The organism is Alkalihalophilus pseudofirmus (assembly GCF_029094545.1).
Lineage (GTDB): Bacteria > Bacillota > Bacilli > Bacillales > Bacillaceae_D > Alkalihalophilus > Alkalihalophilus pseudofirmus.
Genome location: NZ_CP117835.1, coordinates 473,341 through 486,349, shown reverse-complemented (window position 1 = coordinate 486,349; position 13,009 = coordinate 473,341). Strand labels below are relative to the sequence as shown.

Here is a 13,009-nt window from a genome sequence, read left to right as displayed (position 1 = left end):
GCTTTATTCATTTTTGAATAGATAATACATTTTTGCATAAAAAGAGAACTTCTCGTTATAACGAGAGAGTTCAACCATTTGCTTAGTATGCCAATGATATGGCCCTATCATCATCAGCGGATTTTATTTAAATACTGTCGGTTAGTCTACGCAAATCTGCTGAATCTACGTACACTGTATTATTCTTGATGAACGTGAGAAACATCAAGGATCAGCAAACGCTCTATTATTCTTTTATTTTGACTTATGCGTTGCTGCATAAAAACTTTCTCCGCCAAACCTCCGTCATGACCTCCTATTTTGAGCGCCTTCATCAGGGCGCTTTTTTGTTCTAAAAAGCCAGAAGGACACCGCTGGACACGCGCACATTGAAAGAGTCCCTCCTGCCATAAGTGTTGATCTCCGCTGCAAGCGCACGCTTTCCGCTACAATCAACGGAGGAGGGATATTGTAAGTGCTCCCTTTCTATATGCATCTGTTAAGTGTTCTTTGCAGATGGCCCACGGATGTCTGCTTTTTTAGATTTGAAACGAACCACTACTAGCTCGCTCCACATCATCATTACATAAAGCAACAACCCAGCGGATGAAATATGCGAAGACTCCTGCGGTGCCTAGAGCAGGGCTGAGATCCCACAGGGCCAAAGCCCGAGGAAGCTCAGCAGCTCACCGCAGAAAGCGAAGCATAGTTCAGGAGCGGCGATTCAACTCTAACATACTAGAGTTGTATTCTAAAAAAGCAATTTAAAACTAAACAAGACGACACCCATTTAATGAATGTCGCCTTGTTTTACATTATTTATCAGATCGTTTTCCATGCACTCTCCATCACTCTAATCCAAGCCTTCTTGCTACTGATTAAATAAACTTAAATTCCAGCGTTCTGATATATTTCTTAATAAACGTATACCGGCAATACTATTGCGGTGTTCATTTAAATCCGGGCCAAGTACACCAATTCCCATTCTGCCTGGTATGGCTGCCATGATTCCTCCAGAGATTCCGCTTTTAGCTGGAATTCCTACATCTACAGCAAACGCACCGGATTGATCATACATCCCGCAAGTAACCATAAATGTCTTTAACACTCTCACAACATCTCTTGGAATCAGTTCCTCACCCGTTTCAATATCTACGCCATAATTGGCAATGACAGCAGCAATCCTTGATAATTCCTTAATATTCATTTCAATCGATGTCATCCGCCAGTAGACAGGAAGCACATCTTCAAGGTCATGCTTCTCATTTATATATCCGCCGTAGCGATTATAATAGAATAAGGCACGATTAAGGTCATGTCCTTCTGCTTTTACAATCTCGGGGTTATAATCAATTTTGTCGTTGCCAGCAAGCTTCCTTGTCAGATCAAGGATCCTGCCAAATTTTTCATCCACGGAACTTCCTTTTACTTGACCGACAACAGCAATCGCCCCCGCATTTACCATCGGATTCAACGGCCCGCCGTCTTCTTGCAGCTCCATCTTGCTTAGTGAATGATAAGGGTCTCCAGTCGGCTCTTTGCCGACATGCTTAAATACTTTTTCTTCTCCTTGATCCATTAAAGCCACAGCGAGTGATATGATTTTAGATATACTCTGGATTGAAAAGGTCCCTTCATCATCACCAGCTTGTACGTATCTGCCATCTAGTCCCATCATGGCCATAGATACTGCTCCATGATCTTCATTGTCTACTTTTTCAATATATTCAGGGATCTTGCCGTCCCTTGCTGCTTGCTTTTCTTCTTTTATGATCTTTTCTAAATAATCCTTAATATCTTCTTTTATTTGATTCATCTTTATTCCTCCCCTGTATACTTAATTGATTCCCTGAAAACCCCTTGCTTAACCAACTTTTTCACCAGAAAGATAAGACCATCTTCCGTTGAGATAACCTTCTCCTAATCCGCTCATAAGACTATTTACTCATTTATAGATTGATAGGTTTATAGAAAAGAGAAACTGGCAAATATATAGGTAACAAAACAAAAAACAAAAAACAAATACTAAATATAAAAACACTACATACACAAGGAGGAGTTATCATGAGTTTAAAAGAGTATATCCAATCAATTAACAATATGTTAGAGGAAGCTAAGAAAGAGGTTGTATCTACACAGAAGTAATCATGTAGAACTAAAAAAAGCCAAGAGGTCTGCTTTTGATAAAAGTCGACCTCTTGGCTTTTTTTGTGCGTATGTCTTGACCAGGCTAGTAATTGGTGCAATACTTTTTCTGGTAGATTTTTAATTGGGTGGGAGGCGTTCATTATAAAACAAGCATTTATGAAAATATTATTATTTGCAGGCATGTTCTTGTCAGCTTTCTTCATTATATTTATCGCCTACATCACAGCGAGCGAATTTTTCGTGGAAAAAGCAGCTGACATAAGTACACTTCTCGGCTATATATTTTTCATTTTAATTATTAGCTATCTATTTGCAGCAACGTTAAAGAGGTTAACTTCTTATACGCTCAATTTTCTTGACAGCTTAATTATACGCGTGGTTCATGGAGTAACTATTTTTCTCTCACTCACCATTCCTATCACGATTGCTTATAACTCACTTGCTTCTATTATTCCGTTTTCTTTCCACTTGTACATTTTATTCTTCATTGGCTTCCTGCTGCTTCATATTTGGCTATTTACAAAGTGGGACATTATTATTTTCACGAGAGATATCCACCATTCAGAGATGACTTTATCAGATGATGATTGGTATAAGCTTTATGTAGAAAGAAAAAAGGATTATGAAAAGCATAAAAAAGTAGAAAAAGAAAAACCACAGTTATATCTTAATGATGGTGAAACCATCATTGTGACGTACAGCCGGATAAAGGGAGTCTTAAATCTATTGTTTCAATTTGCGATTCTTGCTCTATTTGGTTTCATAATGTACATATTAGTGGTAGTTGATTTTAATTTATTTATTTCCTTAACCTTTGGATATTTAGTGTTACTTGGAATCTACCGTTTTTTGATACGTATCTTCTACACTACTATTTGGCTGTTCAGAAGAGATACGGTTCTTTTTAGGTATGATCAGCACAAATTGATTTACAACGATCAAACCTTCTATTTTCATGACATGACTTACTTCTCATTTGGAGCACAGCCACCGTTTTCGCTAAACCTCCATTTAAAAAATGATGAAGAGATCCGCATTCCTACTTGGAATCTACTTTTCACTAAACGATTAAATGATCATCTAGGTGTGATGGCAAATTGTATTAGGAGAAACAAAAGAAAGCATTCACCTAAATAATAGTTGAATGCTTTTTATCTTTATTCACTTATTTGTCTAGCAACAACGGCTACACCTTCTGCCATTGCATTCCACTCTTCCGTTGATTCAAGCGTCACTCGAACAGGAAGTTCTTCGCCATCTTGGTAGCTTACGACCCAGACCCCTTCACTACCCGGCAAGAAGAACGTGATGTTCTCTAGTAAGGGATCCTTATCAATCGAAGGAATATGAAAGAATGAGATATTATGAAGAGTCCATGCATGGTGATCTAGATCTGTTAAAAACGCTTGGAAGTGTATTTCTTCTTCAGGCGCGAGATCTGCAAGCATCTGTACCTTCTTTACATTATCTCGCACACTTAGTAAGTCAAACGTTTCATCAGATAGGGCAAATGTTCTTTGTTCGTCCGGCTGCTTCTCGCTAATTGCATAATAATCTTTGATCATCTGAGGCATTTCATCTACAGTCATATAAGCAAATTCATGAATGATATCGCGGTCGATTGAGTGAAGCAGCCATGTATCTCCTTGGATATGATGCAGCATTGCCGCATGTTGATTTGGCGCATCAGGAATACGAATCATATAATTTGACTCAACATAGGATTTGATAAACATCTGCATTTCCTCACTTAATGGAATGTCCCCGTTACGTTCAGCAACTTCTACCCAAAGGTCTTTTACCATTAATTGATGAGCTGTCGCTTCCATCACAGCATCCCACTCTTGTTGAGTTTTCCTCCCTAGTCCTGTCTCTAGAATTCCTTTTGCTACATTCGGATATCCGGTTAACGATACGAGCAGCGCCAGCTCCTCAGTCGAACACTTCATTACAAAATTCATTTGCCTATAACACATCCTTCGGTATTGCTCATCGTTTACGTATCAATAAGCTTTTTAATTTAAAACTGATCAAATAAATAAAGATATGTAGATGATACTACATAATATATTTATATACTTATTTTATACTAATAAATTTAATAAACCGCTGAGAATTTGATACAAAATTAATGCTAATATCCCTAACAGTAGATAAGAGACTATATATAACAACTTAGCTACTAACCAATTATATTTTTTATATCTATTATAAAGGTAAGGACATAAACCTACTATTGACCTCATAAAAATATTTGTTGCCTTCTGAAACTTAGTTTCCGGAGGATCAAATATACCCCACTCGTAATAATCGACTAATAATTTACCAACAAACATTATCCCAAGGCCAAATCCAAAATGTGAGGCAATGAGCATTAATAAAAGATTATCTATAAAGGTAATGATTTCTGCTAACATCTGAACTCCTTCAATCTACTTAATACAACTCAATCCCTAGCACCTTTACTATAGTTCTTAGAATAAACCAAAGTAATCTGTATGCAACAAATGCTCCAATACATATGCTTATAAAAGTAAAAAAGTATAGGACTTTTGCTGTTAGCCAATTATGCTTACTATACTTATGATAAAAATAAAAGCCTGCTCCGAACATACCTTTCATAATAAAGTTCGTGAACTTTTGGAACTTAGTTTCAGCTGGTCTAAAGACTCCCTAATCATAATACTCCACTATGACAGACCCTAAAATTAAAACCAAGAACGCATAACTAATCTGTGAAAGAATAGGCGAGGCAATGATAATAATTAAATTTGATACTTCTGATTCAGTCATAGTACTCTTCCTGGTTATTAAATAAGTAATTCTTAAATATTTGTATACTTAAGGTTGATCAGATAAATATTTTAACAATTGTTCTTCCTATTAACCTTATTACACCAATTAATATTAAACCAAGCACAGTCAACCCTATTAATGTAATTAAATAATATAGTTTACTTTTTAGCACTCTGTATTTAGAAAAACGATGATAGAAGTACGGACCTATACCTATAATCGATTTTAAAAAGAAATTGGTCGCTTTTTGAAATTTCGTTTCAGCTGGTCTAAAGATTCCCCACTCGTAATACTCAATGATAGTTGCCCCTAATATTAAAACGAGGAATCCATAAGAGAGTTGCGCCATAATAATATATGAAAAAAACAACTCAAACCACTCAATAACACCTTCCGACAACATATAAATTCCCCCCCTACATTTACTACTCTTCAGCTTAGTACTAGTTAATTAAACCATTTACCTATTGTTGTGGAGGAAAATCCTTTACTGATATTTTTATATGTTGATTCGGTTGCTGAACCTACTCTCTCACCTAAGTTCTTAACCTTGTCACCTGCCGCTAAACTAATAACACTTCCTGCTACCCCCCCTATTGCACCACCGACTATCACTCCAACTGGACCACCAACACTTCCTATGAGAGCCCCAGTTTTCGCACCTAAAGTTATTGCTCCAGCATCCGCTAAAAATCCCGCTGAACTTCTTCCCAACTTTTCACCAAAAGACTTATTTTCATTATTTGGACTAGTAAATTCTGATAAATGCCCTACAAACGAAACCGCTGTCCCTACAATCGGAACCCTTCTCCCCACAGTCTGCAAACCCTTTGCATCAAAAACCTGCTTTACAATTTCTTTCGTTCCTGTTGTCATTCTTGACTGGAACGTAGTTTGCAAGGTTGATCCGACAATGGAGCCTGTGTGGTTTTTAGGGAACCCCGCCAGATGGCTCAGCATATGCGACGGGCTGTTGTAGCTTGCTGCAAACCGCTGCAGTCCTTGTGCCATTGGATTGGTTTGCTGTGACCTTGAGAAGTCTAGTAAGAACTTTGCTGTTTTCGAGCTGTGCTTGCTTTTACTCGTCCACGACTCATGAGCACCCACCGAAAAACGATAGTCTCCTCTTAATCTTTGCATAATACTCGGTGTTTTATCAGGTAGATACTTAACTTTTAATTTTCTCGTTAAATAGATGGTAGAAGTCGACATCGCAAACTGTGACCCGACTACAGCTAAATCAGAGAACCCGATCGTTTGGTTCGCACTATTAAAATAGTCTAGCACTCTTCCTACCCAAGATGGTGATTCTTCTTTATTTTGTGTACTTTGTTCTATACTTTGACCCGTTTTCGATAGAAGCGTTTCATTTACCATTTTATAGCTAACATCTTCCTTTAATTGACCCGATATAAAGGATGAGATCGCAAATCCTTGCTGGGCAAACATATTGGAGATCGTTGTCAGGTATTGACTCATGATTCGTAAACTTTCTTCTACTGTATGCAAGGAATTCGTTTGTTCATAGTCGAAGTGCATAATGTTCTCACTTGTCTCAATCACATGCTTTTTCGCTTGATCAATATGCATCAGCACATCGTCATCGCTTACACGCGGCAGGTGTAGAATATCTGATACACGCTGCATAATCGAATTCGCTTGATCAGTCAGATACATGGTTGTATTTCTTGCCTGCTCTAATCCTTGGTTTAAGTCATCGTCTAGAAATTGTTGATGAATAAAACCATTCGGTGCTGGCTCAAACGAATACATTGCCCCTTTGATCTGATCAAGAATCGAAGAATACTCATCAATGACGGCTTGGAATAACAATAAAAATGGCTGGTGGCATTCTTCGTAAAACGAACGAATAGCATCAGCCCCGCTCCCTTTAAAGGAATCTTGAAGTGATGTGAATGATTTTATTGCTTGTTCAATTTGCTGGATCTGTTCGCTTTGTTTTGTGAGAGTGCGTTTTGTTTCATCAATGGCAAAATCAAGAGCACTCACATCTAATACTTTCATTTCCCCCATCACCCACTTTAGATTTTTTAAAGAGACGTTTCTGTTTAAAATCGCTTATTACATTTAACCAGTTTACGATTTATTTTTAGATTTTCCCTTATATTCCACTTCTTTAGAAATCGTTATTTATTCACCATAATTAGCATCTTTTTAACTATAGCACGCTCATTTTATAAACCAATGGGATAAATGGATTAAATTGCCTTCATTAGTTAAGACCTTAGCACCAATTCGAGTTTTGACCGTCTTTATTGTTAAAAAATAGACAGATTATAACCAATATTTGCTACGATTTAAGCACTGGATGAAGGTTCTAGGAGTGATAAATGTTGATTACGTTTACCCGTCAATTTGCAAGAAAGGAAGCCGCTTCTTTTCTTGCAAGATTAAATGGTTTAAAGGAACATCATGTCGGCTATTGTGGAGAATCTGCTGATGAAATTGCCCATACTATGGAACAAGAATTCTCAGACCTGCCATTAGAACGTTGCTGCATCGCGGCTTTTGAAGATGGAGAAATGGCTGGCTTTCTAGGTCTAGATATTGATCTGAATGAAAATGAAGCAGAAATTTGGGGACCTTTCATATCTGTTCAAGATTGGGAAGAAGTTGCTTATGCGATGTGGGAGCAGCTAACAGCTGAACTCCCTTCGCTAACCTATAATGGCTTCTACAATCACGCTCATCATTATGCTCATCCTTTTATGACCCATATCGGTGCAAAAAAAACTGGACAGCATACGATCTTGACTGTACGTAAAAATGAGGCTTCTCTAGGTGATAGGAGTGCTGCCTATCAAAAGCCCGCTAAGCATCATTTTGCCTCTTTTAAAGTACTGCACGATAAAACGTTTCCTAACACTTACTTCAGCGCTGAAGAGATGTGGGAGACACAATCCAGCACCAATCAGCTTCTAGTTGCAGAAGAAAAAGGACAGACCGTTGGTTATATTTATGTCACGGCGAGCCCCTCTTTTAAGGAAGGGGATATCCACTTTTTAGCTGTTGATGAGGCTTATCGAAGAAAAGGAATCGGTGCACAATTGCTGAAAAGCGGGATACGAGCATTATTTTCTTACGAGGAGATCGAGGAGATTACTCTATGTGTCAATAATAATCAAAAAGCTGCACTTCATTCTTATCTAAAAGCGGGATTTACTGAAGTTCATCAGTTAACTGCTTATAAATTAAAGCAATAATCACCTAACTATTTCATATAACACAAAAAAGAGAGTCCACGGACTCTCTTCTTTACGTGTTTACAGGAGCGATCGTAACCCCTTCGTTTGTGAGAACCTCTCGTAAGGTTTGTGCAAAAGATAATGCATTCTCACCATCTCCGTGGATACATACTGTGTCTGCTTTAATCTTAACGGTTGAGCCGTCAACTGCTGTAACGGTGCCTTCTTTGACCATCTGCAGCACCTGTTCTACCGCTGCATTTGTATTATGGATTAATGCATTCGCTTCTGTGCGCGGTGTTAAAGATCCATCCGGCTGATAGGTACGATCAGCGAATACTTCATTTGCCACCGTTAATCCCAATTCTTCCCCCGCCTTTGTAAGCTCGCTTCCTGATAGGCCAAATAACACAAGCGACGGATCCGTATCATAGACAGCCTGTGCGATCGCCTTTGCCATCACAGGATCCTTTGCCGCCATATTAAATAGTGCACCATGCGGTTTAACATGCTTCATTGAGACATTATTCAAATGACAAAAACCTTTCAAGGCATTAATTTGATAGATGACAAAATGGTAAATATCCTCTGGGCTCGTTTGGATCTGCCGTCTGCCAAAGCCCATTAAATCTTGAAAGCCAGGATGAGCTCCAATGCTCACCCCTCTTTCTTTAGCCATCTTAACTGTTGCTGCCATCACATTATGATCACCAGCATGGTAGCCGCAAGCCACATTTGCCGAGCTGATATGATCTAAAATAAATTCATCCTGCCCTATCTTATAAGCTCCAAAACTTTCCCCTAAATCACAGTTTAGATCTACTCTCGTCATCCTCTCACTCCCTTAAAAAAGTTCACTTCTTCTCTATCATTAGAATAGTTGTGGAATCATTTGAGTCAACGTGTGAATACCTAAGTATGTTGTTAAAATAACAATGATCGCACCAAAGATCGTCATCCAAATTGGGTGCTTATAATCGCCGACAATTCGTGAACGGTGTGCTGCTAGAAGCACACATGATAACGTTAATGGAAGAATTAAACCATTGAATGCCCCTGCTAAAATTAACAAGGTAACAGGGCGGCCGATAAAGGCAAAGACTGCTGTTGAGAAAACAATGAATCCAATCGTCCAGTAATTTTTATTTTTCTCAATGCTTTTATGGAATGTTGTTAAGAAGGATACAGATGTATAAGCTGCACCAATAACAGACGTAATCCCAGCAAACCATAACACTAAACCAAAAATGCGGTAACCAACCTCACCTGCAGCTATTTGGAATACAGAAGCAGTAGGGTTCTCTGCATTTAAAGCAAAGCCTGCTGAAACCACCCCAAGGACGGCAAGGAATAAAATAAATCGCATAATAGATGCAACCACAATTCCTGAAATTGCCGTATTTGTAACATGGCGAATATTTTCTTTACCAGAAATACCAGCCTCAAGAAGACGGTGTCCCCCTGCAAAAGTAATATAACCTCCAACCGTACCTCCTACGACTGTAATTAACGCAAGAAAATCAATTTCAAGTGGTGCCACTGTGCGGAGAGCTGCCTCTGCATACGGAGGATTACTTACAAACATCACATAAAGAGTTAGTAAAATCATAACTGCGCCTAAATAACGAACAATTTTATCCATCGCTACATTCGCTTCTTTAAGCGTAAAAATAACGATACAAATCACACCAGTCATCACAGCACCGATTCTTGGGTCAAGCCCCATTAACGCATTGACCCCAAGTCCGCCCCCAGCGACATTTCCGATATTAAAAGCAAGGCCTCCTAGCACAATAAAGAAAGCAACAACGTAGCCAAGGCCAGGCAGAACGGCATTCGCGATCTCTTGTCCGCGCATTTTTGAAACAGCAATAATACGCCAGATGTTCATTTGAGCACCAATATCTAAAATAATTGAAGCTAAAATAATAAAAGCAAAACTAGCTAACAGCTGCTCGGTGAATACAGCTGTCTGCGTTAAAAAGCCGGGCCCGATCGCTGAGGTGGCCATTAAGAAAGCCGCTCCCATCATGGCGCTTAAACGCTGCTTCGCTGTCATTTTTCCTTGCTGTTCGTCAATTGGATTTTGATTCATATGTATCACCCTTTCACCTTAGTTGTTTATGTAGTGACTTCACCTCTATGATGTAGACAGCTACGAACACGTTTAATACAATAAAGAGGAACTACTCATACATAAAAAGGAGCGTTTCTCTTGCAAAACACGAATAAAACAGTCATTAAATCGATGAAGCTCCTACATTTATTCCGTACAAATCCGACCCTTACTTTAAATGAAATGGTCGATGCAGCAGGACTTCCGAAAACGTCTGTGCACCGAATGGTTACCTCATTAGAAGAAGCCGGCCTTCTGCAAAGAGACGGGGCAGGTTCGTATAAATTAGGACTTCTTTTTCTAGAATTCGGACAGCTTGTTACGGAACGAATGGATTTGAGAAAGATCGCCCTGCCTTATATGAAAGAGCTTCGTGATCAAATCGGAGAAGCCGTTAACCTTACCATAAAAGATCAATCAGAGGCCCTCTATATCGAAAAGCTTGATACGACCCATCCGGTCAGGTTGTTTACGAAAGTAGGCAGACGTTCACCTTTATATGCCGGAGCTTGCTCACGCATCATTTTAGCTCATATGACAGAAGAAGACGTAGAGACGTATCTACAAGAGCAAAAGCTAACATCATACGGAAATGGAACAATAACCGACGCTGCAAAACTCCGTGATATTCTATCTGACTCACGAAAGAAAGGAATAGCAATCAGCCGCTCTGAACTTGAGAACGGTACCACATCTGTTGCTGCTCCTATCTTTGATTTCAAGGGCGAAATCGCTGGCGGCCTGAGCATTGCCGGTCCCTCTGAGCGATTTAGCGACGATAAGATCCAACAGATGATCAATCAACTCAAACAAGCATCCTATGAGATATCGAAAGAACTTGGCTACAAAGAGCCCCATCTTTAAGAAGGGGTTTTTTCATGCCTTTTTACATAGAGTCCCTTCTTTATCTTTTTTAATTCGCTTTCTCGTTCCATATATAATTGTTGTGCTTCCTCTAGCGTCACTTCACTAAACTGAATCGAATCGCCAGGTTTCATTTGAGCGAGTTTCGGAATATCCACCGAAATAACCTGCGCGATCCTCGGATAACCGCCTGTCGTTTGACGGTCTGCAAGTAAGATAATCGGGTTTCCATCTGCAGGCACTTGAACAGTACCTAACGCAACCGCTTCAGAAACAACTTCAGAAGCCTCACTCCGTGCAAGCTCTGATCCATCTAGCCGGTACCCCATGCGATCAGACTGAGGCGAGATTTGAAACGCATCATTGTAGAGACGCTCTTTTGACGCCTCTGTAAACGTATCGTAATGCGTGCCAGGCAGGATCCGTATCACTGTTTCTTTATTAGGGAGAGTAACGGACGTTCTTACCCTCCAATCTGGAAGGTAAAAAGACTTCTCGGCTTTTTCTTTAAAAAGGTTCATGAAATATTTGGCGTGATCAGAGAGTTCTTTTGAAACGGGCAGAACATCGCCTTCTTGCAGCGCTCTTCCATCCAGCCCGCCAATTTTGGCCCGTAAGTATGTACTTTGACTTCCCATCACAGGCAATATGTCAAATCCTCCTGCCACTGCAACATACGTCCGGCAGCCACTAGCACAGTTTCCAAATCGAATGACGCTTCCACGTTTAACGAAAACAGGTCTCCATAAAGGAATCTGGTAATTCCCGATGCTTGGTGTTAACTGCCCGCCTGTAAAGGCCATCAGTGTATCTTGTTCTACTTCAAGTGTCGCTCCTTGCATCGTCATCTCCAGGCACGCTGTATCTTCTCGGTTACCAACTAATAGATTGGCGATACGCAAGGAATAGGGATCCATCGCCCCACTGACGATGACACCATATTTCTGATATCCAACTCTTCCTAGATCTTGTAGAGTGGTGAGCAGTCCAGGGCGAAGTACTTTTATACTCATGTAATCTTCTCCTTGTACTTGTGATATTCTGCTTCCGTTATCGGTTTAAATTGAACTCTATCTCCCGGTTGCAGCAAACTAGGCGTATCATCTTCAGGACGAAACAGATCGAGCGGAGTTTTCCCGATAATCTGCCAGCCGCCAGGTGTGTCTAGAGAGTAAACTCCTGTCTGTTCGCCGGCAATACCGACAGACCCCTTTGGAATCGATGTTCTCGGATTTGACCTTCTTGGAGTAGCAATAGACTTTGACATCCCTCCTAAATAAGGGAATCCTGGTGCAAATCCAATCATATAAACAAGATAATCACCACTAGAGTGAATCTCAATGACTTGATCTGTAGTCAAATTATTATGATCAGCTACAACTTCTAAATCCTCACCAAACTCGCCTCCATAACAAACAGGAATGTCGATCTTTCTTGAAGAATGACCAACCTCTGTCTGCAGTTTTCCCAGTGCACTAGTAATGGTTTGGTGTACGATTTGATAAGGCGAGTGCTCATTGTTACTTCCTTCTAGAACTTCTAGCGGATCATAAAAAACAGTCACACTTGTAAAAGCAGAAACATATTCCACAAACCCTTTAAAAGGATTTTGTTCAAGGTACTTGCTTAACGATTGTACCTGCAGGTGAATCTTCTCATCAATTTCATTTCCAAACGTAATAATAATCGATGTATCACTTAGCGGTTGAATAAAAATCTGTTCGTTTCTCATATCTCCCCTCCTCATTCCATTATTCGGAACAGATATTCCACTTTTAATCATTAAAATTATTATAATTGTTAGACAATATAAAAGCAAATAGAGGATGAACCATTACATTATCCCCTGATTATGATTTTAAAAAACAAGAAAAAAGCCTGTCCGCATACGGAAGGCCCT

At 39.6% G+C, this 13,009-nt stretch carries 12 protein-coding genes; 3 read left to right on the top strand and 9 right to left on the bottom strand.

Going from position 1 to position 13,009, the window contains the following annotated elements; genetic code table 11:
- Window positions 1-850: 850 nt before the first annotated feature.
- Window positions 851-1,795 (bottom strand): glutaminase A, encoded by a 945-nt coding sequence (gene glsA, locus PQ478_RS02530; protein ID WP_289235740.1) that lies wholly within the window; start codon window positions 1,793-1,795, stop codon window positions 851-853.
- Between the two features lie 518 nt (window positions 1,796-2,313).
- On the opposite strand from glsA, the gene PQ478_RS02525 reads away from it, so the two are divergent.
- The gene (locus PQ478_RS02525; RefSeq protein ID WP_289235739.1) at window positions 2,314-3,264 is read left to right on the top strand and encodes a hypothetical protein; all 951 of its coding nucleotides are present in this window, start codon (window positions 2,314-2,316) and stop codon (window positions 3,262-3,264) included.
- 20 nt (window positions 3,265-3,284) lie between these two features.
- Here the strand turns inward: PQ478_RS02525 and PQ478_RS02520 are convergent, their stop codons facing one another.
- The 4 genes from PQ478_RS02520 to PQ478_RS02505 form a co-directional block, all read right to left on the bottom strand.
- Window positions 3,285-4,088 carry a YfjC family protein gene (locus PQ478_RS02520; RefSeq protein ID WP_289235738.1) on the bottom strand — a complete coding sequence of 268 codons (804 nt, stop codon included), beginning with the start codon at window positions 4,086-4,088 and terminating at the stop codon, window positions 3,285-3,287.
- Between the two features lie 123 nt (window positions 4,089-4,211).
- A complete protein-coding gene (locus PQ478_RS02515) occupies window positions 4,212-4,544 on the bottom strand; it encodes a hypothetical protein (protein WP_289235737.1) in 333 nt (110 codons plus the stop codon).
- Between the two features lie 434 nt (window positions 4,545-4,978).
- Entirely contained in the window at window positions 4,979-5,326 is a 348-nt protein-coding gene (locus tag PQ478_RS02510) for a hypothetical protein (protein ID WP_289235736.1), read from the bottom strand.
- Between the two features lie 44 nt (window positions 5,327-5,370).
- A complete protein-coding gene (locus tag PQ478_RS02505) occupies window positions 5,371-6,948 on the bottom strand; it encodes an LXG domain-containing protein (RefSeq protein ID WP_289235735.1) in 1,578 nt (525 codons plus the stop codon).
- A gap of 326 nt (window positions 6,949-7,274) precedes the next feature.
- Between PQ478_RS02505 and PQ478_RS02500 the strand changes: the two genes are divergently transcribed.
- Window positions 7,275-8,147 carry a GNAT family N-acetyltransferase gene (locus tag PQ478_RS02500; RefSeq protein WP_289235734.1) on the top strand — a complete coding sequence of 291 codons (873 nt, stop codon included), beginning with the start codon at window positions 7,275-7,277 and terminating at the stop codon, window positions 8,145-8,147.
- A gap of 52 nt (window positions 8,148-8,199) precedes the next feature.
- Here PQ478_RS02500 and PQ478_RS02495 read toward each other — a convergent pair whose 3' ends face one another.
- Window positions 8,200-8,961, bottom strand: a complete 762-nt coding sequence (locus PQ478_RS02495) for a 5-oxoprolinase subunit PxpA (RefSeq protein ID WP_289235733.1) — start codon at window positions 8,959-8,961, stop codon at window positions 8,200-8,202.
- A gap of 39 nt (window positions 8,962-9,000) precedes the next feature.
- Window positions 9,001-10,224 carry an NRAMP family divalent metal transporter gene (locus tag PQ478_RS02490; RefSeq protein WP_012957454.1) on the bottom strand — a complete coding sequence of 408 codons (1,224 nt, stop codon included), beginning with the start codon at window positions 10,222-10,224 and terminating at the stop codon, window positions 9,001-9,003.
- A gap of 120 nt (window positions 10,225-10,344) precedes the next feature.
- Between PQ478_RS02490 and PQ478_RS02485 the strand changes: the two genes are divergently transcribed.
- The gene (locus tag PQ478_RS02485; RefSeq protein WP_289235732.1) at window positions 10,345-11,109 is read left to right on the top strand and encodes an IclR family transcriptional regulator; all 765 of its coding nucleotides are present in this window, start codon (window positions 10,345-10,347) and stop codon (window positions 11,107-11,109) included.
- On the opposite strand, the gene PQ478_RS02480 is transcribed toward PQ478_RS02485, so the two are convergent.
- Both PQ478_RS02480 and pxpB read right to left on the bottom strand, forming a co-directional pair.
- Complete coding sequence (locus PQ478_RS02480; RefSeq protein WP_289235731.1) at window positions 11,106-12,122, bottom strand: 5-oxoprolinase subunit C family protein; 1,017 nt, start codon at window positions 12,120-12,122, stop codon at window positions 11,106-11,108. The two genes, PQ478_RS02485 and PQ478_RS02480, sit on opposite strands and share 4 nt — an antisense overlap.
- Window positions 12,119-12,841: a 5-oxoprolinase subunit PxpB gene (gene pxpB, locus PQ478_RS02475; RefSeq protein WP_075683324.1), complete on the bottom strand. Its 723-nt coding sequence runs from the start codon at window positions 12,839-12,841 to the stop codon at window positions 12,119-12,121. The genes PQ478_RS02480 and pxpB overlap by 4 nt, the downstream gene beginning before the upstream one ends.
- Window positions 12,842-13,009 lie beyond the last annotated feature (168 nt).